The organism is Oceanobacillus sp. FSL W8-0428 (genome assembly GCF_038004405.1).
Classification (GTDB): Bacteria; Bacillota; Bacilli; order Bacillales; family Amphibacillaceae; genus Oceanobacillus; species Oceanobacillus sojae.
This window is the reverse complement of record NZ_JBBORB010000001.1, coordinates 1579220-1604841: the sequence shown is the minus strand read 5'-3', so window position 1 is coordinate 1604841 and position 25622 is coordinate 1579220. Positions and strand designations below refer to the sequence as shown.

Genomic DNA, 25622 nt, shown 5'->3' with positions numbered 1-25622 from the left:
AGGAGGTATACAATGATTCAATTAAATAATATTGTTGTACAATTTGGAGATAAAAAAGTACTGAACGGGATTACCACCACATTTCAGCCCGGTGAAATAATAGGGCTGGTTGCGCCTAATGGAACCGGTAAATCTACTCTTCTTAATGTATTAATGAATTACGTTACACCGACAAAGGGAGAGGTAACCTTCAAGGAAAGCTATCGGTATGCTAATAAGAAAAAAGAAGCTTATATCCACTCGCTGATTACAATGATGCCTGATCAAAGTGATTTGTATAACCATTTGAATGGTGTTGATCATTTAAATATTTACCGTCAAATGTGGCACCACTCCTCCATTGATCCAGGCCAGGTCATACAGAGGTTGAACATGTCTCATTACATTAAAGATAAAACCTACCAATATTCCTTAGGGATGCGGCAGAGGCTGTGCTTTGCTATGCTGATTGTAGCCAATACGCCTTATATGTTAATGGACGAAGTGATGAATGGACTTGATCCCGATAATGTAGAGCTTATTTCCAAGCTGCTGGAGGAAAAAAAGAAAGAAGGAAAAATTATTATTATTGCCTCTCACCTTTTAGAAAACCTTGAGAAATATGCAGATCGTATTCTCTTTCTAAAAGGCGGCGAATTCATCTATACAAGAGATTACCGGGAAAAAGCTCCAGATGATGCTGTGTTTCTAAAATTCAGTTCAAGAGAAAATGGGAAGGTCATAGAAGAGATAAAGGCTTTTATACCGGATTTAGATTATAAAGAGCTTGCGAATGAGCGCGTTATTATGGATGTCCATCAGTTTTCAAAAGAGCGGAATTTACAGCTTCAAGAGCATTTAAAAAACAATGTACAGCTTAAAATGGAAATCGGTCCGCTGGATCTTTTGGATCGTTACAGCTTGTATTATAGTAGTTAGGTATGGGGCTATAGATCAATGTCTTATCAAAGTGTCCGTGATGAGGCATTGTGCTTGTATTTGTATAGAAGCCTATTATCAGCTTATATGAATATCCGTTCCATATAAATAAAGATTCAGCCTGCCTGCCACAGATTGAGATGCCAGATTATCCCATGATGTACTGTATAATGCCATACGGCCCTGCCTCTGCACTTCCTGAGCCCACGCTTTTGTTACAGCTGCTCCATAGCCTTTACTGCGATAAGCTTCTTTTGTAAATAGACTGGCCTCATCTGCCTTTACACTTTGTCTCGCACTGCAGCAAATAGAGGCTATAACGTTACCCTCCATTATTACAAAACAAGGCTGCTTACACTCGAAATCCTCGAAGGTATACGGAAATTGTGATTTTAAGATATCTTTATTTTCATGTGTTATCTGTACAATTTGCGGATAAGATGATTTGTTGATTTTATCAGGGAATACGTATGCCGGGCCAGTCCACAGCTGGTTTAATTCATATCCCTGCTGAAAGATTTTGATGATTTCTGCCAGATCAATACTAGAGCTTTTTTGCAAAATCTTTTCCAATTCTATTATAAAAGAAACAGGCAATGTGTCTGCATACTTTACGACAGAACCTTCCTTGGTGGTCCCGATAAAAACCTTTGGGGCGGGATCATATGGTGGTTCATTCACAACAGTTATTCTATCTTTACTATCATGTTTAAATAATACATTTATATGGTGATTCATTAATTCCTTATCAGAATTCATAAAACTCCTCCTGCATGAAAACCCCCACCCTCATACGAGGCCCTTCATTCTATTATTTTATGAAGAAAGTAATTCCAATATATTTCCATCAGGATCAATAACGTGAAATACAGCACGTCCGGCACCTGTTCTTCTTACTTGAAAATTCTGCGCCTCCAGTTGCCGGTAATAAAAGAATATTTGCATCGGCTGGGACCCTGCTATTGCTTTAGATAACGCAGGAATGATTTTATCATCTGGAAGAGAGACGCTTTGAATCATCTCGATATCTGCGTTTAATTTCAGTTTTTTTCTGGAGCGGTGAAGCGCTGTTTTTACCGATTCGTCCCTTACTCTTAACATAGCTGCTATCTCTTTGGAGGTATACCCAAATACATCCTTCAATGTAATCAGCATAGCCTGCTTCAAAGGTAAGGCAGTAAGTAAAGCTTCAATTAAACTGCTGGATTCTATAAAATCATATTCGATACCATGAAAATCCTCATTAAGATAGCTTTCTCTTCTATTTTTTCTTTGTTCATCGATATAAAGGTTTTTAGCTACAGTGCATAGAAAAGAGAATGTAAACTCTCTTTCAGGTTCTAATTTTTTCAGCTGAAAAGTCTTTAGCATTGTTTCCTGTACCAGATCTTCCGCCCGCCAAGGGGAAGCTGATAATTTTAAACAGTATTTATACAACTTGTTAATTTCAGGCTTTAAGTCCTTAAAAATCATCTCTTTTCACCTTTTTCAAACTAGATGTAACTTTTACATAAGTATATACGTTATACATAAGAATTTCATCAGAAGGAGGAATAATGTATGTTTAAAGTTGGAAGTATTTTTATCCCTGTAACTAATATTGAAAAATCTTCAGAATGGTATGAGAAGTATCTTGGAGCAAAGAAAATTGACAGCTGGGAAGATGGAGCAGGATTTTATTTACCTATTGGTTCAACACAATTAGCCTTGGTCAAAGTAGAAATTCCGCAGCCCACAGAATTTAATATGAAGAGAAATAAAAAAAATTCTTACTACAATTTTGTGGTGGCTGATATCGAGATTGCACACCGACACTTTAAAAGTCAGGGAGCAGCAGTTACCGAAATAGATTTTTTTGGCGATATGAAATTCTTTGATTTTTTTGATTTAGATGGAAATCCATTTAGTGTGGTGAATGAGGTCGAAGGTTCACCTTTCCATTCGGATAATGTCAGGGAAATGCAGGAGAAGGAGAAATAAAAAATATGAAAAACACCTTTATATGGGATTTAGATGGAACAATCATTGACTCTTACGAAATTATTGTAGATAACTTGGCAATCGTTGCTGATCAGTGTCATCTTTCATACTCTCAAAAAGAAATCTATCAATATGTTAAATCTAAATCCGTTAACGCATTTATTGATTTAATGGCTAACAGCTCTGCTTATGATAAAAATCAACTAAAAACAATGGCTTCTAATCTTAATAATCAGAGAGCCGATGAAATAAAATGTATACCGCATGCAGCATATGTTTTAGATTATTTATATGAAAATAATATTCAAAACTTTATTTACACCCACAAGGGAAAATCCACTGCCCATGTACTTGAAAATCTCAATCTGACCCATTTTTTCAAAGAGGTTATCACAAGTGAATATGGCTTTGAAAGGAAACCCCATGCGCAAGGGATAGAATATATTATCGACAAATACAAATTAAATAAAGATGCCGTATTCTATGTAGGGGACCGGCAAATTGATGCTGATTGTTCCCGAAATGCTGGAGTTAAATCTATTATTTTAACTGACGATTCGGATAGTAGTTTATCTGGGGATTATATGATCAGGGATTTAAAAGAGTTAGTGAATTTTATGTAGTTAATGGACTGGGTATACCAGCCATTAAGCCTGTCCAGATTAAGGCTGGATATAAAATATGGCATTCCACAAGTTTACTCAACTTATGGGATGCCATCAACTCTATCATTTGCAATTAATATGCTATTTTTTTAATGAGGATAAGAACACATCTTGAGCTGCCTTTACCCCGGCACCGCTCTCAAATTGATAAGAGAAGTCCTGCAAGGCTGCTTCAATCAGGGAAACTGCTTGAAGTATATCGCTTGGGAAACAATATCCCATATGTCCAAATCTAAAAACCTTACCCTGAAGCTGTCCAAGACCACCAGCAAAATCAAGATGATATTTTTTCTTTAAGTGTGTTAAAAAGTCGGAAAGATCCAACCCCTTTGGAGCACAGATTGTCGTTAAGGTTGGTGAGGCATGCTCATCACTTGTTAACAAGTCAATGGAAAGAGCTCTCATAGCTTCCCGAACCATATTTTTCATGACTTCATGACGTTCTACTGTTTTCGAAAATCCGCCTTCTTCCTCAATTAAATCACAAACCGCAGATAATCCCATAATCAATGAAATCGCAGGTGTATTAGGTGTCATTGACTTTGCGTCCCACTCACGATAGCTTAACAGATTTAAATAATAGACAGTCGTATCATTCATTTCTATCACCTTCCAGGCCCTGTCACTTACAGCTACAAAGGCAAGGCCCGGTGGAAGCATAATTGCTTTTTGAGAGCCTGTTACTAAAATATCGATTCCCCATTTGTCCATCTCTGCAGGGGCGCCACCGATACAGCTCACACCATCAACAATAAATAAAGCATCTGAATTCTCGTGTACTGCCTCTGCCAGTTGATCAACTGGATTTAGAATTCCTGTCGAAGTTTCATTATAAGTCGCAAAAACAGATTTGATACCGGACAAGGGCTTTAAAAAGTTTGCAAGCTCTTCTTTTGTACAAGCTTCGCCCCAGTTCTTCTCAAGTTTATGAACATGCAGGCCATGTTTCTCGCATATCGAAACGAAATAGTCTCCAAAAGCACCTATTGTAACAACAACTACTTCATCACCAGCTGAGGCAGTATTGGCTACAGCTGCTTCTAATGCTGCCGTCCCGCCTGAAGGAAGAAGCATAATATTCTGCTTCGTTCCAAAAATGGTTTTGACACGTTCCGTTGTTTCCCGATACAGTTTGGTAAATTCCTCTGTACGATGGCTAATCATATCTTGCGCCATCGCCAATTCCACTTTTTTAGGAATTGGAGTAGGTCCAGGATGTCTAAGAATATTGGAATACATAACTTTTCCCCTCTCCATAATTTCGTTGATGTTTTGCATATTTAAGTAAATTCTCAATTATATGAATCTATGCTAAAAATATTATCACTGTTTAATTATAAAGTATAGTTTGTTCTGTTAATGGGATTTAGGGAGATTATGAAAAAACCTTTTCCAATTTCTCCGAGAATGTAACGGCTATTTTATTTATTCTCAAACTTTTCCACTGCCGCTCCCAGTGAACCTTCAAAATGCCCCAGTGCCCAATCATGCCCTGCCTGATTAAATGAGGCAACTGCATCTTGGTACACAACAATACGAAACCCCTTATTATAGGCATCCACTGCTGTATGAAGCACACAAATATCGGTGCATACTCCTAACAGGTGTACTTCTTCAATATTTCTTTCCCTCAATTTTATTTCTAAATCTGTTCCTGCAAAAGCGGAATATCTCGTTTTATCCATGTAATATACGTTTTCTTTATTACTGTTTATTTCATATATTTCCTGCAACCGGCCATATAAATCTCTCCCGTTTGTGCCCCGGATATTATGAGGCGGAAACAGCTTCGATTCTGGGTGATAAGGATCATCTTTATCATGAACGTCAACGGCAAAAACTGTGTAATCACCATCATTGATAAATTGCTCCGTTAACGAAACAATGGTATTTTCTAGATCCTGTCCGGGCTTACCACAAGTTAAAGCGCCGTCCTCTGCTACAAAATCAACTGTGTAATCAATATTTATCAATGCTTTTTTCAAGGGTTATTCCTCATTTCTTATAGTGATTTATCGTTTACAGCGATAGAACACAATTTAATTGAATTTGCTTATCTATGCTTCAGACAAGGTCTCAATACATATAGTAATAGCTCTCTTCAAATCATCATGACTCCAGCTCGGTATCTTCCCATGTTCAATCGCAAGCTCATGAGATGCAGGGATATGGATAAAACCAGCTGGAAGACCGAGATTTTTCGTTTTCGTATAATGCAATGCTTGATACATCACATGATTACATAGGTAAGTCCCCGCCGTGTTGGAAATTTCCGCCGGAAGTCCTTGTGCTTTCAGCTGTTGGACCATTCTGCTGATTGGTAAAGTAGAGAACATTCCGTCTGCTCCATCCTCCCAGATGACTTCATTATCCGGTTTGTGCCCCTGATTATCCTTTGGTCCGTCATTCACATTAATAGCAATGCGTTCGGGATTAATTTTGAATCTGCCGCCGGCAAGACCAAGAGAGATAATTGCATCCGGCTTTGTCTCTTCAATTAATTGCAGGAGTTGTTTTCCTGCCTTATGGAAATCTACAGATAGTATATGGGAAGTAATCGTGTAATCTCCAATTGCTGCCTCATTTAATTCTTCTGCAATTTTCATTGTTGGATTAATGGAGAAATCAAGAAAAGGTTCAAATCCTGTTAATAATAGCTTCTTTGTCATATGCTGCACCTGCCTTGTTTTTCTTCCAGTATAGCATACTGTGAATTATGTTTATCTGGATGTAAACCCCAAATACATAACCTGAATACTTTATCTTGACAGTTAACGATATATCGCTTATTATTATCGTTAACGATATATCGTTAACTTCGAAGCAAAAAATAATAATCAGGAGGAATCTATTATGTTTCAACAAGATGAACACCCTTTTTTCCAAAAGCAGGCTCATTTTAATCACCACCATGCTTTCGCAGGAGATAACACATTTCACAAGGACTTCTTAAGACGGAATAAATTCGGGATGGGAAATGAACATTTTGAAAGGAGAGGCGGTCCTCATTTCTTTGCAGGACACGATGCCAGGGGAGGAGGTCGTGGCGGCGAACGCTTTTTCAAACGTGGAGATATTAAGATGGTCTTGTTAAAAATATTGCAAAAGCAGCCAAGACACGGTTATGACATTATCAAGGTGTTAGAAGAAAAATTTAAGGGGTTTTACTCGCCCAGCCCGGGCTCAGTATACCCTACCCTTCAAATGTTGGAGGATCAGGATCTTGTGGAGGCCGTTAAAGAAGGCAGAAAAAAGGTATATCATATTACGGAGGAAGGCACTGCCTATTTAGACCAGCACCAAAAGGAAGATCACTTTGTTTCTCGAATGAATCAATTTGAAAATGTAAATATCGAGGAAATGCAAAACTTAAGATCTGAAATGCAGGGGTTGTTCCATGATTTTTTTAAAACAGGTCGCCAAGTTATGGATAATCCAGAGAAGAAAAAACAGCTGCAGGAGCTGCTTGAAAAAACAAGAGAAGAGCTTTTAAATATTGCTGGTGATGTTGAGAATAAACCAGATGATGAATAGATCTTTTCATAACCAAAGACGGATCGCAAAACAGGCAATTCGTCTTTGGTTTTATATTGTATAAATTCTATTAATAAAGTTTACTTTTAAATAGATGTCGCAGCAAGCTCATCAGCAGAGCTATTTCAAGTTACTCGAAAAACAAAATACACACATTACTCCTGAAACCGGTACCCCACACCCCAAATCGTTTCAATAAATTTCGGCAAAGAAGGATTTTCTTCAATCTTTTCCCTTATTTTTCTAATATGAACCGTAACTGTAGTATTATCTCCGATTGCATCATACCCCCAAATTTGTTCAAATAAATGTTCCTTTGTAAAGACAATATTCGGGTTAGACGCTAAAAAATACAATAAATCATACTCTTTTGCACTAAATGTCTTCTCCTGACCATTTATAAAGACTCTTCGTGAATCATGATCAATTGTCAGGTTTTTCAGATGGAGTTCATTTGATTTTCTGTCCCGTTTTGTTAAACGGTCGTACCTGGCAATATGCGCTTTTACTCTTGCAATCAGCTCATTCGGGTTAAATGGCTTTACAATATAGTCATCTGCTCCCCTGCCTAATCCGCGAATCTTGTCGATATCCTCCTTTCTGGCTGTTACCATCAATATAGGTACATCCAATGTACTCCGCAGCTTTTCACATAAATCAAATCCATCTATCCCCGGCAGCATCAAATCTAATAAAATAAGGCTGTAAGAATTTGCCGCTGCCTGCTTCAGTCCTTCTTCTCCTGTTGCAGCGATATCACTTTGAAATCCATTTATCTCTAAATAATCCCGTTCCAATTCAGCAATATCCTTCTCATCTTCAATAATCAATATACTTTGCATTTACATCACCTTCTTTAGTGTAAAGTAGATACTCGTTCCTTTGCCAGGTTCACTTTCGGCCCAAACCATTCCACCGTGCTCTTGAATTATCTTTTTGACAATCGACAATCCAAGTCCGCTGCCTCCTGTAGCAGAGTTCCTCGAAGTATCTGTCCGGTAAAAGCTTTGGAAAATATAAGGAATGTCTTCTTCCCTTATCCCATTTCCATTGTCCTTCATTTCCACAACGATTCTGTCAGATTCAGATGTTAAATTTACTTGGATTTCCTTCTGTTCCTGGTTCATATATTTTAAGCTGTTCTGAATAATATTCATCACTACTCTTCTTAATTTTTCACGGTCTGCTTCCACTACGTAGCTGTTTTCTTTATTGGCTGATAAAGCAGCGGTTCCCTGCTCCTTTTCCAGATTAAATGCTAATTCATCAATAAAATCAGCAAAAAAAGCATATAAATCTACTTGTTCAAATTGGAAGGTTTCTCTTTTTAAATCGAGCTTTGAATATAAAAATAATTCATCAATAAGTCCGTCCATATCATTTGCTGTTCTGTAAATCGTATCCATATACCTGTCCAGCTTTTCGGGGGTGTTCGCCACACCATCCTGAATTCCTTTCACATAGCCTTTTATGGAGGTTAACGGGGTTTTTAAATCATGAGAGATACTGGCAATCAGTTCCTGGCGATTCTGTTCATATTGTTTCTGCTCTCTATCTGCTTCTCTCAACTTAAGACGCATCTGTTCAAACGTATTGGCAAGGTCACCTAATTCATCCTTTTTATCCGACTGGACACTGTATTCCAAATCGCCTTCACTGATTTTCTTTGCTGCCGTAGATAATTTAGAAATTGGTTTGATAATACTTCTGGACATAAAATAAGTCAGTAAACCATTGGTCAATATTAAAATAAGTGTAATAGCGATAAATCGGAATTGGACAAAAACCTTTAGATCCTCACCTTCTGGGTTGCCGTTAAAAACGACAAACAGGAAGTATCCTAAAACTATCTCTGTTACCAATAGTAAAGCTCCCGGGACGATAATCATTGCTATATTGGATAAAATCAACCGTTTTTTGATAGACACCTTGAAGCACCTTCCTTCACTTACCATTATAATAGAATCCGAACAGCCCTGCACAGCCGCCTTTTCTTATCATTCTTGACGAAATATCCTGAATCTATAAAAGACGCTTTTCTGTCGTTTTAGAAAAACGTCTTTTCATAGTAAATATCAGCTTCGCTTCTTTTTATATGGTAACGCGGAAGCTAAAATACCTAATATTAATCCCCAAATAATGTTCGTCATAAAAACACTGACCAGCGCAATTGGATTTGTTAGCGGTCCCTGTAAAGTGCCATCAAGAATTGGTGATAGGATACCGCTTAGTATAATAGCAAAAGCTGCATAGCTGACGCCTGACAGAACTAACGTTTTGATTGGATTTTGAGCCTTTTTCCATATAACAATCAGAATCCATGCTATAGAAATTAATATTGTCATAGCTATGCTTCCAACAGCTTCACTGCCAAAGATATGAATTAATCCGGTTATTTTCATTAGTGGTCTAATCAGTGCTAAAGCACCTAATCCTAAAATCAGTGTTATATTTTGTTTCTCTGCTTGATTATTTGTCATTTTCATCATTTCCTTTCTGAAATTCACTGCTGTTTTTTATCTTTTCTACAGATAAAAAATTACACAATATTTCTTATCTATTTCTAAAGCATTTCTTAAATTTTTCTTAAAGCGAATTTTTTGTAAGTACAAAGGAATGGAAATGACACTTATACCTGAGTAAGCGTCAAAATATTTATAGTTCAACACGTTTAACAGCCCTGATAAGAGAGCGATATATTTAGTATCATTCTCTTATCAGGGCCTATTTTCATTTGGTATTCATATATAAAAGTTCATAATTTAACCCTAACAGCTTATACATCCGTATTTTCTGCAATAAGCTTTCTTTATCTACTCAACCGGAAAATCTCTATGCACATTTTCCTTATCGAATATATCTCTGTTTCCGCCATCCACTAACACCAATCAACACAAAAGAAAAATATTCTTAAGCATTATATCCACCCGTTTTGTAAAACCAGCTCTCCCATTCACCCAGGCTAAATATCCCACTCTTTCGCACGTAATATCGCCTGCGCCCGTGATTTCACCTGAAGCTTGCTATAAATTCTCGTCAGATAGACCCGTATCGTACCTTCTGACAGGAATAGCAGCTTTGCCATTTCGCGGTTGGAAACACCGCTTACCAGTAGACGCAGGACATCCCTTTCTCGCAACGTCAATGCAGCCAGTCCCTCATCAAGGAACTCCATAGGCTTGCCCATAGCAGCCAGTTCCTCCAGATAATCCAGGGGGATTTCTTCCTGAAAGGAGCCCCTAATTCTTTTATATGTCTGATAGTCCTTCAGTAAATGATCGAATCCGGGTTCATCAACAAATATACGTTTGTAGCCGGACTGGGAGCCGGACATAAGAGCGGTATGCAAAGCAACATATGCAAGGCTCTCCTGCTTCAATTGTTTATAGCAGATTGCTGTTAAAGTAGAAGCCTCAATCATTAAATCGATCTGATCTATTTTTGCAGCATATTCATGTACCTGCAAGCCAATTTTCAATGCCTCCTGCCATGCTCTCTTTGCCATTAATAGACGGCAATAGACTAATAGCCACAATTCTTGACCAAGTTCTATCTGCAAAGGCTCTGGGCGATCTGTCTTAAATAATTCAGTCTCTGCTGCTTCTATTTTATTTTCTTTTAAATAAGCTAATGCCTTCATCGCCTGGATAGACCGTTGCCAATACCATTCAGGCACTTGGTTTAGCGTATGATCCCATACAGTATGTGCTGCTGCCGATTGCCCTTGCACCATGAATATTTTTCCTTTCAGAATGGATAGCGGCACATATAACCCGCGATCATTAAAGCGATGAGCATAATGAAGGCCATCTTTAATTTCCAGCAGGGCCTCTTCTAGTTGACCCGCTTCGTAAAGTATTTCCGCAAACAAACCATAGCTGTACCCCATGACATGGTGTTCCTTAAAATCAGTCTGCCGAAAAATCTCTAAAAAAGCCCGTATATCACTGATACTGGAATAATTCCCCTTCGTTCCAAGCGGAGTACGCGTAAGTTTAGCATGATATAGATTGTAATGCACGGGAGCATGGTACCATTTGCCATTGGTCAGTCCCCGATTTACTTGTTTTGTAATTAATTCAATAAATGTGTCTAAGTTCCCTAAAGCCAGATGAACGTATGCCTTTAGCGAAATAAGAATACTCACAAGCTCAGCATGCTCGTCCTTGTCTTTCCATCCATCCTGTTCATGACGGTTATCTAATTCTTTAGTGACCACATCTACCTTTTCCATATCCTGAATAGTCATCAGTGAAATAGCATATATCAGCAGTGTTTCTACATGGACAGTGCACGCTGCTGCACGCAGGCTATCCACCCATTGAATCAGCAACCTGATTTGACCACTATAAAAAATATCCAGTAATTGTTCATTAATCCATTGGTCAGCTAATGTATATAGCTGCTGCTCAAGCACTAGATCAATAGCCGTATTGAACTCTCCTCTGGCATATAATAAACCTCCGGCTTTTTTGACGAGAGCCTCCAGCTCCTCGCCAGTGTACCTGTTATTCCGCTCTTGTTCCAGCACTTCCGCCAACAGCTGATGATAACGGAAGGTCTGTTTCTTCGGTGACAAACGAATGGTGAAGATACCTTGATCAACTAACTCAGCTAATTGCTCGTAGCTATTTGAACTTTCTGTCAAATCATTGCATAATTCAGGATCTAACACTTTCAACAGCGATGTTTGTAACAAAAACTGCTGGGTACTTTCAGGCAAAGTAGAAAATATCTCCTGCATCATATACTCCGTCACAAAAGACGTGGAATTATCAAGAGAACCTGCACTTCTTTCCTCTGATATCCCGCCTAATTGAACTCCGGCTGCCCAACCGCCTGTTTCACTCAAAATTTTCCGACAAAAATCTGTTTTGTCCATTATTATATGCTTTTTCTGATAGAAAGCTTCTACTTCCTGATAAGTGAAAGACAGTTCTTCGGTACCAATTTCTGTCACACAATTTTTCACGCGCCACGAAGCAACAGGGAGCGGTAATTTCGTTCTGCTGGCCATATATAGATGAACATGCTCCGGTAAATAATTAATAAGACGCGAAATCATCTCATGAATGATATCAAGCTCAATGTGATGATAGTCATCCAACACAATATGCAAAGAGGATTCTATTATCATTAATTCATTCAGAAGCGAATCAACAATCAGTTCAAAAGGAGGCATATACTGCAAATCAAATAGATGCTCCAGTCTTTCATCGATTGGCTGCCTTGTTGCCTGAGCGATAGCTTTCAAAACATATTGCCAGAAGCGGCTCGGATCATTATCCATTATATCAATGGATAACCAGGCTGCAGGCTCGTCTAATTGATGAACCCACTGGCTTAATATTGTTGTTTTTCCGTAACCAGCTGCAGCTTGCACAATAGTAACTCTTGGATGAGGGTTTCTCTTCAGTAATGCATATAAGCGATCCCTGTTAATAATCGCTTCAGGAACTTTAGGAACAATTGTTTTAGAGTATAACCAAACAGCCTGCATACTTGTTCATCTCCTCATCATTCAATTTATGTAGGCAATACGACTTGCATCCTATTATACATGTTTTTCTTTTTAACGGTTACTTATATAAATTTAATAGGCTTTAAGGATGAATTTTTTGTTTTCCAATTTCGACAATTAAATGGGTGTGAGAAATAAGAATATCTCTTTAAAGAATATTTCCGGGGAAATAATGTCGATAAATGTAACATTAAATGATTTCCTGAAGATAATCATCCATAATTTCCAATCTCAGAATAATATTTCTTTGTCAAACAGCTCTAATCGTGCTATATATCAAGCTTAAAGTAAGTTTGTGAAGTATTTCACAAATATGTAACAGTTTTTATAGTTAAATAATGCTATGCTATAGCCAAGATAATTAAAGGGGTGATTATATATGATTCTAAATGAATGGAAAGAATTTAATACGGATGCCGAATCGTATTCACAGGAAATTTTCGAACAACAAATCGGCGATGTTTTCGAGGCCATGTATATGGAAAAAGGTCACGACATACCAAATTATATCTGGACGAAGCATTATACCGTTATTATCAAGCCCAATACATGTGTCATAAACGATATATCTTTCTTTAAAGTCCCCCGCCACCCGTCAACATTGTAGAAATTTATTTTGGAATATCATGCTCAATACTTCACAAATTTATAATAAGGAGAGGTTACAATGATTACAAAAGAGAAGAAAAAACAAGCAATAACCGTTGAGGAAAGTATTAATAAACTGGTTAAAAATGCCCAGAAGGCATTAACAGAACTGCGAAAGCTAAACCAAAAGCAGATCGACCAAATTGTTAAAGAAATGGCGCTTGCAGGATTGGATCAGCATATGGAGCTCGCTAAATTAGCTGTTGAGGAAACTGGCCGCGGTGTGTATGAGGATAAAATCATCAAAAACATCTTTGCCACCGAATATGTCTATCATAATATCAAGTATGATAAAACGATTGGTATCATCAGCGAGAACGAGCAGGAAGGTATGGTGGAAATCGCCGAACCAATTGGTGTGATTGCCGGCGTAACACCTGTAACGAACCCGACTTCTACCACATTATTCAAGTCAATTATATCTATTAAAACGGGAAATCCTATTATCTTTGCCTTCCATCCTTCTGCACAAAAATGCAGTTCTGAGGCTGCAAGAATTGTACATGAAGCTGCTGTAAAAGCCGGGGCACCAAGAAATTGCATCCAGTGGATTGAGAAGCCGTCTATTGAAGCAACACAGGCACTCATGAAGCATGATGGTGTAGCAACAATCCTGGCAACAGGCGGCTCTGGTATGGTGAAGTCAGCATACAGCTCGGGGAAACCGGCGTTAGGAGTGGGAGCTGGCAATGTTCCCTGCTATATCGAAAAATCAGTGAACGTGAAGCGGGCAGTAAATGATGTGATTCTATCTAAATCATTTGATAATGGCATGATTTGTGCCTCTGAGCAAGCCATTATCATCGATCGAGAAATCTATGATCAAGTAAAACAGGAAATGATAGATAACAATGTATATTTCCTAAAACCGGAGGAAAAGGCAAAAGTAGAAAAGCTGGTCATCAATGAGAATACCTGTGCAGTGAATCCTGCCATTGTTGGCATGAAAGCTGTGAAAATTGCCGAAATGGCTGATGTTCAAGTTCCTCAGGATACAAAAATTCTTGTCGCTGAATTAACTGGTGTGGGAGCCAATCATCCACTTTCCCGCGAGAAATTAAGCCCTGTTCTGGCAGCTTACAAAGTAAACAGTACCGAAGAAGGTCTCAAGCGCGCTGAGGAAATGCTGGAATTTGGAGGATTGGGACATTCAGCCGTACTTCATTCAGATAATCAATCTATACAGGAGGCATTCGGCAAAAGAATGAAGGCAGGACGAATAATCTTGAATGCCCCATCCTCTCATGGAGCAATTGGAGATATCTATAATGCTTACCTGCCTTCATTGACGCTTGGATGCGGATCATATGGCGGCAACTCCGTCTCCACAAATGTAGGAGCAATGAATTTAATAAACGTTAAAAAAATGGCGAGAAGGAATGTGAATATGCAGTGGTTCAAGGTACCGCCTAAAATATATTTTGAAAAAAATGCTGTTCAATACCTGGCGAAGATGCCGAATATATCAAAAGCCTTTATCGTAACCGATCCAATGATGGTTGAATTAGGTTATGTAGACAAAGTACTCTATTATTTACGCAGACGCCCGGATTATGTACATTGTGAAATCTTCTCAGATGTAGAAGCAGACCCATCAAAGGACACCGTGATGCGCGGGGCAGCAGCAATAGATGCCTTCCAGCCGGATGTTATTATTGCACTCGGCGGCGGTTCAGCAATGGATGCTGCTAAAGGTATGTGGCTGTTTCATGAACATCCGGATACAGAATTTAATGGCTTAAAGCAAAAATTTATGGATATTCGTAAAAGGGTCTATAAATATCCGAAGCTGGGTCAGCAGGCACAATTTGTCGCTATTCCTACCACTTCCGGAACAGGATCTGAAGTGACTTCTTTCTCAGTTATTACCGATAAAGAAACCAATACAAAGTATCCATTAGCAGATTATGAATTAACGCCAGATGTAGCGATTATTGACCCGCAGTTTGTTATGACCGTACCAAAAGCCGTTACAGCAGATACAGGGATGGATGTGCTGACACATGCAATCGAGGCTTACGTTTCTAACATGGCAAATGATTATACCGACGGACTTGCCATCAAAGCAATTCAGCTTGTATTTGAATATCTGCCGCAAGCGTATCGTGATGGCAGTAATGCTTTAGCAAGAGAAAAAATGCATAATGCCTCTACCATTGCCGGCATGGCATTTGCCAACGCATTTTTAGGTATTAACCACAGTCTGGCACATAAATTGGGAGCAGCATTCCATATTGCACATGGTCGCGCCAATGCTATTCTTTTACCGCATGTTATTCGATATAATGCTAAGAAACCGACAAAATTCGTGTCATTTCCTAAATACGAGCATTTTATCGCTGACATACGCTATGCAGAGATTGCAAGAGTACTAGGTTTACCAGCAGCCACAACTGAACAGGGAGTAGAAAGCTTAGTGCGGGCAATCTATCAGCTTGCTGAAGAATTGCATATTCCGATGAGTATTGCAGAAAATGGTGTTGATGAAAGAGAATTTGAGGCACAGGTAGATAAGCTTGCCGATCGTGCTTTCGAGGATCAATGTACTACGGCAAACCCTAAATTACCACTAGTAACTGAATTGGCCGACGTTTATCGCCAGGCTTATAAAGGATAATTTTTCATGTAAATACGTTATACAAAAACTCTTCGTTCTATTATAAATGGAGAGTTTTTGTATAGCTTTTTAAGAGAAATGTATTTAATAATTAAGTAATATTGAGAATTCTCCTAACAAATATTTTGAATCATGTTATAATTTTCTTTAGTAAAAGAAGGAGGTACCAGGCCAATGGTAAAAAAATAAACTGAGAAAATCTTAAATTATTTTATTAACTATAGAATAAACATGTAGGTTTTCTCTTTCATAAAATTAATATAGAGAATAGAGGAGAACTAACATGTTAAATAAATTAAGTGATACAATTTATTATTTATCCAATCAGGATGATAAAGAGCGGCCAACATTGGGATTGGTGTGTGGTGAACAATACAGTTTAATCATAGATGCTGGTAATTCTGTTCAACATGCCAAAGACTTTTTAATAGAGATCGAAAAACTCGATGTACCTCCGGTTAAATACGTCGTTATTACCCATGGACATTGGGATCACTTTCTGGGTACGAACGAATTTGATGCAGCTGTTATCGTTAATAGCCGAACAAATGAAATAATAAAAGAATGGGAAAGTTACTCCTTTGATGATTATTCACTTCAAAAAAATGAAGGTATAAATGAGTTGGGTGATTTATTTATGGAGATTATAAAAAACGATATGCCAGACAGGGATAATTTTAAGTTGAAATCTCCGGACATAATCTTTGAAAATACACTAACGATTGATCTAGGGAATAAAGTTTGTTTACTTGAAAGGATTAAAAGTACTCATACTGATGACTCTACAGTCATTTATATTCCTGATGAAAAAATTATTTTTTTAGGTGATTGCGCATATGGAAAAACCACCAATTCTTTATTTCATTACAAACAATCATTGTTATTGACTATGATTGAAGACATTACTAAATACAATGCCGAAATGTTCTTGCTTGGACATGAATCAATCTGTGATTTAAATGAAATGAATATATATTGGGAAGAGTTAACAACAGCAAATCGTGCTGTAAAATCTGCCTCACTCGAAGATGCTATAGAGTATTTTAAAGCAGATAATAAAAGAGAGCCTAATGATAATGAATTGTTTTTCATACAAGCATTTGTGAATGACCAAATTATTCAATCACAGTAATTTCCCAGGATACATTAATCAAATATAATCATTAGCCATCTCATTCATTTGAGATGGCTTTTTATTAGTCAATAATATTTAAAAAACGGGTAATTCTTTTACACTGCACATAATTGCAAACTCCATCTCTTTATTAATACCAATTAGTTCAACAACTGTTTGATTTGACTTAAATTCTTCTGATTTCTCAGCTACTTCAATACCCTTCAGCCTCATTTTCACTCTTTTTGATTTTTGTATGTTATAACATTTAAAAGTATGTTATATTTACTAAATATACTTGGGATAGTGTAAGAAAGGGGGCAAACAGATGAAACAAATTGAGGATTATATCAGTAAAAACCTGCAAACGATTCGGAAAGAACGAGGCTTGAGTTTAGATAAAACAGCGAAAATAACAGAAGTAAGCAAAGCTATGCTTGCACAAATAGAAAGAGGAGACTCTGTTCCGACAGTAACAACCCTCTGGAAAATCGCCAATGGTCTAAAAGTATCCTTTTCATCTCTGATCAGTCAACAGACAAATCCTATCAGAGTGATTAAAAAGCAAGACAGGCACCTGATTACAGAAGAAAAAAACCATTATAGAGTACATGCGGCTGTACCTTTTTCTCCGGAAAAGCAATTTGAAGTTTTTACGGTTGAGCTGGATCCTGAAAATGAACATAAATCATCTCCGCATAATCCAGGTGTTGAGGAGCATGTATTTGTACAAGATGGACAATTAGAAATGGATATTGACGGTACTGTTGAAACAATTGATGAAGGTGAAGCAATTATTTTTGACGGGAATCAAACTCATATCTACAGAAATATTGGAGACAAGGTGCTTCACCTTCTTGTATTAATCTATTATGCAAAATAAATAGTCTCCATTGCTTGAAAGCGAGTGAATAAAAAATGTCTTTAGAAAATCATCTATCAACATTGAAGTATGCCTTCCCAAAAACGCTGCCGATACTGGCCGGGTTTGCTTTTTTAGGCATTGCCTACGGTGTATACATGCATTCCTTAGGGTTTCAGCCAATCTATGCCATCTTAATGAGCATACTCATTTTTGCCGGCTCGATGGAATTCGTAGCTGGGAGTTTACTATTAGGTGCATTTAACCCGCTAAGTGCTTTTCTATTAACCTTAATGATAAACGCCAGACATCTTTTTTATGGTATCTCTATGTTAGATAAATATAAAGGAACAGGTAAGAAAAAGATTTATCTCATCTATGGTATGTGCGATGAGTCATTTGTGATTAACAATACCTCCCGCATACCTTCTAATATCGATAAGGGCTGGTTTATGTTCTATGTCACCTTGTTAAACCAAATCTATTGGGTCAGTGGTGCTACAATCGGCAGCTTGTTTGGCTCGATGATTACGTTTAATACGGAAGGTCTGGAATTTGTTATGACGGCACTATTTGTCGTTATCTTTTTAGACCAATGGCTGAAAGAGCGTAATCACATAAGTTCTGTAATAGGTATAGCCGCTTCCGTTTTATGTTTAATCCTATTTGGTACAGAACATTTTATTATTCCTGCCATGCTTATTATATTAATTTTTCTAACTTTAATAAAAAAATTCATCACAAAACATGAGGTGATTTCCTAATGATGACAATAACGCAGCAAATTATCATCGTCGCTTCTGTGGTTGCAGGCACTCTATTGACCAGGTTCCTGCCTTTTATGATATTTAAATCCGATAAGCCTACACCAAAATACATTAAATACTTAGGATATGTCTTACCTCCGGCTGTATTTGGATTATTGGTAGTCTATTCTTTAAAGAACGTAACTGTCACATCATTGGCAGGCTTCCTGCCAGAACTTCTTGCCATTGGTTTGATTATTATCCTACATTGCTGGAGGCGGAGTATGCTGCTGTCTATTGCCGGCGGGACGATATTTTATATGTTTTTAGTACAGAGTGTGTTTTGATGCTGTATAGATACATTATAAAACGAAAAAAAATGAATTTCTTTTTAGGACAGAATTTTTTCTGATACGTTGAATATTTCCTTCAATAAACCAGGAAGGCTTACCTTCCTATTACTTTCAACAAAGCATCTGTTTCTTCTCGGTCACACTTGTTCTAAACCCATCCCGTTTATACGAAAGCATTTTAGGGAATATATAGTTATATTCTCACTGAAAATAGACAATGAAATTTGGGAGGGTTGCAGCATGAAACATTTTACTGAGGATGAAAAGATAAAGATTTTATCTGACATTATAGCAATTAAATCTGTTAATGAAAATGAAATTGAAGTAGCAAATTACATAAAGGATTTATTCGCTGAATATGGTATTGAATCTAAAATTGTGCCAGTAACAGACTCTCGTGTTAACTTAGTCGCTGACATTGGCAGCGGAAGTCCGGTCATTGGTGTTTCCGGTCATATGGATGTCGTTTCTCCTGGTGATGAGAACGAGTGGACTTCAGATCCGTTCACATTGATAGAAAGAGACGGAAAATTATACGGCCGTGGAACGGATGATATGAAAGCAGGTTTAGTAAACCTTGTTTTAGTGATGATTGAACTCAAAGAAAATAATAAACTAAAGAATGGAACTGTCCGTTTTATGGCAACCACTGGAGAAGAAGTCGGCGGTGCGGGTTCTAAAAAATTATACGAAGAAGGCTATATGGATGATGTAAATTATCTATGGGTAGCCGAACCTTCTCATGACACAATTATTTACTCTCACAAAGGATCGCTTAACTTGCACATAACATCTATTGGTGAAGCAGCACACAGTTCTATGCCTGAACAAGGCTATAATGCGATTAATCCATTGATGAAATATCTATTAGAGTTAGACGAGAAATTGAATGGCGATGACCGTAAAAATGAGGTCCTGGGCAAATTGGTTATGAGTACAACTATTTTTAATGCCGGAAACCAAGTAAACTCCGTTCCAGATAAGGCAGCAGCTGAATTAAATGTGCGTACTATTCCGGAATTTGATAACGATGAAGTGATTGATTTATTCAACAAAACAGCTGATAAATTCAATAAAGAAGGCGCTCATATTGATGTTGAAGTAACCATGTCATTACCTAGCGTTTTCTCTTCAAAGCATTCTAAGATGGTTAACCTTGCTAAAGAGATTGGTAAAAAACATCTAGGTTTAGAAATCTCAGTTAAAGGTTCACCCGGGGTGACAGATGCATCAAATTTATTACGGGGGAAAGATGATAACTTCCCGTTCATGATGTTTGGACCAGGTGAAACGAAAATGGCGCATAAAACAGATGAATATGTTTACAAAGATTACTACTTTGCATTCTTTGATATCTACAAAGAATTAATTTTAGGATTATCGAAATAAAGTGAAACCTCAATCAGTGGAGGTTTCGTTTCTTTCGTCCCTCACTTGTCCAAGAAACAAAGTTTAAGTTAGCAACGCCGCGGGATTGCAATACCAAAATTGGACTTGAATAAACCTTTAGTATAAAGAACCAAAATAATGTAGTCTCACTACTTGCTCAAACATTAACAAAAAAGTAGTGAGACTTTTATTTTATTAACTATTCTAAGTACTTAATCGTTTACCCTGCCACTTAAATTTGATGATACACCTCACTTTTTTTATCTACTCCCCTTCCACTTTTTTCTTGCCTTCTAAAGTGAACAAAAGAAACCGTACCTGCCAGGAAACACGTTCCCGCTAAAAAAATAAAGGCATATTTCATGGATAAATGCTCATAAATACTCCCGCTAATTATTGGAAAAACAGTCATACCCAGCGCGTAGACTGCTTGAAAGAAGCCCATTGCTGTAGAACGCTTTTGTTCAGGAATTGTTTGCATGGCACTGGAGGTCAGCAGTGAGAACAAAACCCCTGTACCTATACCAGGTATTAGCTGCAGGAGGCAAACCATCACGATTGAATCTGTCTGGGGAACTAATACACAGTAAATGCCGAGGAAAAGAAAGCTAAAACAAATCCATAGCTTAATAGATATCATTTCCAGGAATTTAGTGGAAGCTAACCTGGCAAAAACGACAGCTGAAAGCATATAAATAATAGACGATACACCGATGACCAGATTAGAACCGCCAAGCTCCTGGACAATCTGATTTGTAAAAGACATCGTGGTAGACATTTGCACACCCTGCTGCACTAATGCCAAACAGGAAAAAAGAACTAAATTTTTATTTGCTGTCACCTTGATTAATTCCTTGAAGGAAACCTTATTCATGTAATTAGATGGTTTGGTTGATCGAAGAAAGAAAGCGAGTACAAAGCCTATAAGTCCTGCCGCTAAGCTAAAAGCACAAATCATCATCATGCCGACTTTATCATAGAGGAGCGTACTGGTTACAAAGCCAAGCAGCATACCGGCATTATTAGCCATAATAATCCTGCTGGTTGCCCGTATCTGATCATTTTGGGAGAAAAAGCTCATATAGAGAATCATAAAAGAAATCCAGGTCGCACTTGCTGTTCCGGATAAAATATTACCGAGGAAAAAACCGATACCATCTGGCAGCAAAATCCTGCTTAAAGAGGCACCGCCCGCAAATAAAGAACCAAATAGGATAAACAGCTTGTGATTGCTGCTAAGATCTGCCAAAATACCTGCGGGAAGCCGGAGCATAAGCTGGGAAATGCCGTATGCACCAATAATAGCTCCTACCAGGTTACTGGAAATGTTCGCCAAAATTAGATACGTAGTTTGATAGGGAATGTAAACATATTGGGCGAACCAGAAGCATACAACAATCCATAAAATCAATGATGCCTGCTTTTTCTGTGTATTACTCATCTTTTTCATTACTCCTTCTTTTTGCAGTAAAATATTTCCAAATAAATGTTAAGAAAATTCAAGGTTCACTGAGCATATCCGGTCCCCTTTTCTCGTGTTTTTTATTGGATTACCAGTAGTTTTCCTGCTTTTTCAGCCGCTTTAAAACAAAGATTTTTCAGTACAATCTCCATTTTCAAAGTTCTAATGCAGTATCATATCCTAAGATTAAAATTTGCACAAGTGTCATTTATTTCTTATTTCTTCACAGAAAAAAGATTTAAAAAACGCTTGCATCAAAAAAGAAAGCGTGTTAACATATGTGCAAAGCAAAATACCGGAATACATTTGACGTGTTACTGATAATGCAGGCAAGATCAAATGTACACTTTAATAATCATGGGGAAAACTATGCTTTTTTTCCATGAGGTTAAATGTGTACGTTTGGTCTTTTTTTGTGTCAATATGTGTTCTTTACATTTTATCCGTTGGCCAGTGGATTAATTTATAGCGAGGGAGAAAAAGACATGAACTATCAACAGGTGGCGCAGGACATTTTAAACAATGTGGGCGGAAAAGAAAATGTTTCCGGATTAACCCACTGCTATACACGTTTGCGTTTTACTTTATACGACACAAAAAAAGCAAACAAGGCAAATTTAGAAAAGATGGACGAGGTTATCTCGGTCGTAGAGAATAGCGGACAGTATCAGGTTGTTATTGGAAATAAAGTGGCTGAAGTACATGACCAAATTCAACTTCTTTTAGGTGATTTAAACAAAACGAAAGAAAAGAAAGAAGAGAGTAAAGGGTCTATCGGAAGCCGGATTTTAAATACATTTACATCCATATTTATTCCGATTATCCCGGCCATTGCTGCATCCGGAATGCTGAAAGGAATTCTGGCTCTTGCAGTTATGATTGCCGCTTATTACTGGAATGTGGATATTAAAGAATATAATACGTATCAGATACTGGATGCGACTTCCAATGCTTTATTTTACTTCTTCCCAATTATGATTGGTTATGTAGCGGCGAAGGTATTTAAGGCAAATGAATTAATTGCAATGGTGCTGGCAGCAACTCTATGTTACCCTGATCTGGTTGAAATAATGACTGGAGATGCAGCTGTTACCTTTTTGGGTCTTCCTGTAACATTAGCAAATTACACATCAACAGTTATCCCAATCATTATTGCAGTATTTATCATGGCGTATGTACAACGCTTTTTCGAACGTATTACACCAGAAGTTTTAAAAATTATTATGGTGCCAACTTTTACTCTATTAGTAATGGTACCAGCAACCTTAATTATTTTCGGTCCTATCGGAATTCACTTAGGTAACTTCATAAACTGGCTGTACTATATCATTATGGATATCAGCCCAACATTATTAGGTGCTTTTATTGGCGGAATCTGGTGTGTTCTTGTTATATTTGGTGCTCACAAAGCAATCCTGCCAATTGGAATTAATGATGTAGCACAAACTGGTCAGCAGAATCTATTGGCATTTGCAGGAGCTGCTAACTTTTCACAGGCGGGAGCTGCTGCGGGAGTCTTTTTGAAAACAAAAAATAAGAAATTAAAAACGTTATCTGCAACAGCAACCGTAACAGCCCTTTTCGGAATTACCGAGCCCGCCATTTACGGCGTTAACCTCCGTTTGAAAAAGCCGATGATTTATGCGGTTATCAGCGGAGCGATAGGCGGCGGTCTGATGGGCTGGGGCGGATCCTATGGTACAGCCTTTGCCAACCAGGGATTTTTAACCATTCCCGTCTATATTGAAGCAGGTACAAAAGCGTTCCTATGTTATATTATTGGTATTGCGATTGCCTTCTTTGGAGCTGCAGCTATGACGATGTTATTTGGTTTTAAAGATATTCCTGAAGAGGAGGATGCAACAGATGAAGGTTTTGATGAGAGCAATGAGGATACTCCAAATACAGTAACAGATACAGAAGTAACTATTCCTTCACCAGTCCAAGGAAAGCTGATTCCATTGTCTGAAGTAAAGGATGAAGTTTTCGCATCAGGCGCATTAGGAGAAGGAGCAGCGGTTTACCCGATTGCAGGTGAGGTAGTAGCGCCAGCCGACTGTAAGGTATCCGTTCTCTACCCAACATTACACGCGATCGGGCTACAGCTCGAAAATGGTGCTGAATTATTAATTCATATAGGCTTTAATACCGTCGAATTAAATGGTGAAGGTTTTGAAGCCCATGTAAACGCTGGTGATGAGATAAGTAAAGGAACGAAAATTGTCTCATTTAATATAGAAGAAATAGAAGCAAAAGGATATGATCTCACCACCCCGATGGTTGTCACCAATTCTTCGCAGTTTCAAGGTGTTTCCATTGTAGAAAGCAATTAGGATAGAACTGCTTGATAAATAATTATTAAAAAATATATAGGAGTGATGATAATGACAAACTATTTCAGCAAAGATTTCTGGTGGGGAGCTTCCTCCTCCGCCTTTCAGGTTGAAGGAGCATGGAACGAGGATGGCAAAGGTAAAACGGTAGCTGATTATAATGCTTTCCAAAAATCAGATGTACAAGCAGATACCAGAGTTGCCAGTGATTTCTACCATAACTATAAAGAAGATATTCTTTTAATGAAGGAACTTGGGTTAAAAGCTTACCGCTTCTCTATTTCCTGGGCGAGAATTATTCCAGATGGAGACGGAGAAGTGAATCAAAAGGGGATAGATTTCTATAATAACGTGATTGATTTCTTATTAGAGAATGATATTATTCCATTTGTAACGCTGTATCATTTTGACCTCCCATTTGCCCTTGTTGAAAAGTACAATGGCTGGGAAAGCCGTGATTGTGCTTTCGCTTTTGAAAAGTTTGCTAAAACCTGCTTCGAAGCTTTCGGCGATCGTGTAAAGCATTGGCAGGTGCACAATGAACAAAATCTTATGATTCGTGTTGATATCCGCATGAATATGTACGATGTGCCAAGTGAACAGGCTGAAAAAGTAAGAGCACAAATGGATTATCATATGTTTTTAGCACATGCACTCGCTACTAATGCTTGTCGTGAAATGCTTCCAGACGTACAAATTGGACCGGCAGTATCTTCTACGATGACATATCCAAGCTCGAATCGTCCTGAAGATGTATGGGCAGCCAGAATGAATGATAATTTTAAAACAAATTATGCCCTGGAAATGTATTGTTTCGGTGAGTATCCGGGATACTATAAAGAATATCTTAAGAAATGTGATATTTATCCGGAAACAAAACCAGAGGATGAAGAAATTTTAAAAGCTTCGAAGCCGGATTATATTGCCGTAAACTATTACCGTACTTTAGTAGCCAGCTATCTTCCTGCAGATGAAGCTCATCCATTCGGAACGAAAGTAAATGATATTGATTTCGACTTATATGGATACTTTAAAATTGAGAAAAACCCGAATCTCGAAGTAACAGATTACGGAATTCAAGTAGATCCGACAGGACTAAGACTACTACTCAACGACTACTATGAAAAGTACCGTTTGCCAATGATTATCACCGAAAATGGCTTAGGAACTGGCGATCAGTTAACAGAAGATGGTAAAATACATGATGACTACCGTATTGACTACCTGAGAGATCATATTGCTGCTTGTAATGATGCCATTTCAGATGGTGTCGAGCTGTTTGGGTATTGCCCATGGTCTGTTATGGACCTGCTAAGCTCCCGCCAAGGCTTTATGAAACGCTATGGTCTGGTTTATATAGACAGAGAAGATTTTGATCTCAAAGAATTACGCCGAATTAAGAAGGATAGTTTTTACTGGTATCAGGATGTTATTAAAAATAATGGATTAAATTAATCAGCAAAGGAATAGGAACGTGGCC

At 37.8% G+C, this 25622-nt stretch carries 23 protein-coding genes; 12 read left to right on the top strand and 11 right to left on the bottom strand.

All coding sequences use genetic code 11. The annotated features are described in order from the left end of the window. Positions 1-12 precede the first annotated feature (12 nt). Positions 13-918 carry an ATP-binding cassette domain-containing protein gene (locus MKY30_RS07275; RefSeq protein ID WP_339284049.1) on the top strand — a complete coding sequence of 302 codons (906 nt, stop codon included), beginning with the start codon at positions 13-15 and terminating at the stop codon, positions 916-918. Between the two features lie 78 nt (positions 919-996). Here the strand turns inward: MKY30_RS07275 and MKY30_RS07270 are convergent, their stop codons facing one another. Beyond that, positions 997-1677, bottom strand: a complete 681-nt coding sequence (locus tag MKY30_RS07270) for a GNAT family N-acetyltransferase (RefSeq protein WP_156988034.1) — start codon at positions 1675-1677, stop codon at positions 997-999. Between the two features lie 57 nt (positions 1678-1734). After that, on the bottom strand, positions 1735-2391 hold the full coding sequence (locus tag MKY30_RS07265; protein ID WP_341083274.1) for an RNA polymerase sigma factor: 657 nt from the start codon (positions 2389-2391) through the stop codon (positions 1735-1737). Between the two features lie 87 nt (positions 2392-2478). Between MKY30_RS07265 and MKY30_RS07260 the strand changes: the two genes are divergently transcribed. Next, positions 2479-2898 (top strand): VOC family protein, encoded by a 420-nt coding sequence (locus MKY30_RS07260; protein ID WP_147211495.1) that lies wholly within the window; start codon positions 2479-2481, stop codon positions 2896-2898. Between the two features lie 5 nt (positions 2899-2903). After that, positions 2904-3521, top strand: coding sequence for an HAD-IA family hydrolase (locus MKY30_RS07255; RefSeq protein WP_339284046.1), 618 nt, complete (start codon positions 2904-2906; stop codon positions 3519-3521). A gap of 123 nt (positions 3522-3644) precedes the next feature. Here the strand turns inward: MKY30_RS07255 and MKY30_RS07250 are convergent, their stop codons facing one another. The 3 genes from MKY30_RS07250 to MKY30_RS07240 form a co-directional block, all read right to left on the bottom strand. Beyond that, on the bottom strand, positions 3645-4802 hold the full coding sequence (locus MKY30_RS07250) for a pyridoxal-phosphate-dependent aminotransferase family protein (protein ID WP_147211497.1): 1158 nt from the start codon (positions 4800-4802) through the stop codon (positions 3645-3647). A gap of 182 nt (positions 4803-4984) precedes the next feature. Further along, positions 4985-5548, bottom strand: a complete 564-nt coding sequence (locus MKY30_RS07245; RefSeq protein WP_147211498.1) for a cysteine hydrolase family protein — start codon at positions 5546-5548, stop codon at positions 4985-4987. A 72-nt stretch (positions 5549-5620) separates the two neighbouring features. Then, positions 5621-6232, bottom strand: a complete 612-nt coding sequence (locus MKY30_RS07240; protein WP_339284043.1) for a pyroglutamyl-peptidase I — start codon at positions 6230-6232, stop codon at positions 5621-5623. 184 nt (positions 6233-6416) lie between these two features. On the opposite strand from MKY30_RS07240, the gene MKY30_RS07235 reads away from it, so the two are divergent. After that, on the top strand, positions 6417-7097 hold the full coding sequence (locus MKY30_RS07235; RefSeq protein ID WP_156988030.1) for a helix-turn-helix transcriptional regulator: 681 nt from the start codon (positions 6417-6419) through the stop codon (positions 7095-7097). Between the two features lie 155 nt (positions 7098-7252). Here MKY30_RS07235 and MKY30_RS07230 read toward each other — a convergent pair whose 3' ends face one another. From MKY30_RS07230 to MKY30_RS07215, 4 genes are all read right to left on the bottom strand, one after another. Further along, entirely contained in the window at positions 7253-7939 is a 687-nt protein-coding gene (locus MKY30_RS07230; protein WP_339284041.1) for a response regulator transcription factor, read from the bottom strand. Beyond that, entirely contained in the window at positions 7940-9025 is a 1086-nt protein-coding gene (locus MKY30_RS07225) for a sensor histidine kinase (RefSeq protein WP_147211502.1), read from the bottom strand. Positions 9026-9172: 147 nt separating this feature from the next. Next, positions 9173-9577: a hypothetical protein gene (locus MKY30_RS07220; protein ID WP_147211503.1), complete on the bottom strand. Its 405-nt coding sequence runs from the start codon at positions 9575-9577 to the stop codon at positions 9173-9175. A gap of 482 nt (positions 9578-10059) precedes the next feature. Continuing rightward, entirely contained in the window at positions 10060-12597 is a 2538-nt protein-coding gene (locus MKY30_RS07215; RefSeq protein ID WP_341083271.1) for a LuxR C-terminal-related transcriptional regulator, read from the bottom strand. Positions 12598-13285: 688 nt separating this feature from the next. Here MKY30_RS07215 and adhE point away from each other — a divergent pair. Both adhE and MKY30_RS07205 read left to right on the top strand, forming a co-directional pair. Further along, positions 13286-15883, top strand: coding sequence for a bifunctional acetaldehyde-CoA/alcohol dehydrogenase (adhE, locus tag MKY30_RS07210; RefSeq protein ID WP_341083270.1), 2598 nt, complete (start codon positions 13286-13288; stop codon positions 15881-15883). A gap of 283 nt (positions 15884-16166) precedes the next feature. Continuing rightward, positions 16167-17015: an MBL fold metallo-hydrolase gene (locus MKY30_RS07205; protein ID WP_156988021.1), complete on the top strand. Its 849-nt coding sequence runs from the start codon at positions 16167-16169 to the stop codon at positions 17013-17015. Positions 17016-17093: 78 nt separating this feature from the next. Here MKY30_RS07205 and MKY30_RS07200 read toward each other — a convergent pair whose 3' ends face one another. Continuing rightward, positions 17094-17231, bottom strand: coding sequence for a hypothetical protein (locus tag MKY30_RS07200; protein WP_156988018.1), 138 nt, complete (start codon positions 17229-17231; stop codon positions 17094-17096). 94 nt (positions 17232-17325) lie between these two features. On the opposite strand from MKY30_RS07200, the gene MKY30_RS07195 reads away from it, so the two are divergent. The 4 genes from MKY30_RS07195 to MKY30_RS07180 all read left to right on the top strand — a co-directional run bounded on the left by MKY30_RS07195 (position 17326) and on the right by MKY30_RS07180 (position 20347). Next, a complete protein-coding gene (locus MKY30_RS07195) occupies positions 17326-17880 on the top strand; it encodes a helix-turn-helix domain-containing protein (RefSeq protein WP_147211507.1) in 555 nt (184 codons plus the stop codon). Between the two features lie 35 nt (positions 17881-17915). Further along, a complete protein-coding gene (locus MKY30_RS07190) occupies positions 17916-18623 on the top strand; it encodes an AzlC family ABC transporter permease (protein WP_147211508.1) in 708 nt (235 codons plus the stop codon). Between the two features lie 2 nt (positions 18624-18625). Beyond that, positions 18626-18952 (top strand): branched-chain amino acid transporter permease, encoded by a 327-nt coding sequence (locus MKY30_RS07185; protein ID WP_147211563.1) that lies wholly within the window; start codon positions 18626-18628, stop codon positions 18950-18952. A 246-nt stretch (positions 18953-19198) separates the two neighbouring features. Continuing rightward, positions 19199-20347, top strand: a complete 1149-nt coding sequence (locus MKY30_RS07180; RefSeq protein ID WP_339284034.1) for an ArgE/DapE family deacylase — start codon at positions 19199-19201, stop codon at positions 20345-20347. 232 nt (positions 20348-20579) lie between these two features. Here MKY30_RS07180 and MKY30_RS07175 read toward each other — a convergent pair whose 3' ends face one another. After that, complete coding sequence (locus tag MKY30_RS07175) at positions 20580-21788, bottom strand: MFS transporter (protein WP_341083269.1); 1209 nt, start codon at positions 21786-21788, stop codon at positions 20580-20582. Between the two features lie 506 nt (positions 21789-22294). Here MKY30_RS07175 and MKY30_RS07170 point away from each other — a divergent pair. Together MKY30_RS07170 and MKY30_RS07165 are read left to right on the top strand one after the other, a co-directional pair. Further along, on the top strand, positions 22295-24142 hold the full coding sequence (locus MKY30_RS07170; protein WP_339284031.1) for a beta-glucoside-specific PTS transporter subunit IIABC: 1848 nt from the start codon (positions 22295-22297) through the stop codon (positions 24140-24142). Positions 24143-24193: 51 nt separating this feature from the next. After that, positions 24194-25597 carry a family 1 glycosylhydrolase gene (locus MKY30_RS07165; RefSeq protein WP_156988012.1) on the top strand — a complete coding sequence of 468 codons (1404 nt, stop codon included), beginning with the start codon at positions 24194-24196 and terminating at the stop codon, positions 25595-25597. Positions 25598-25622: the final 25 nt, after the last annotated feature.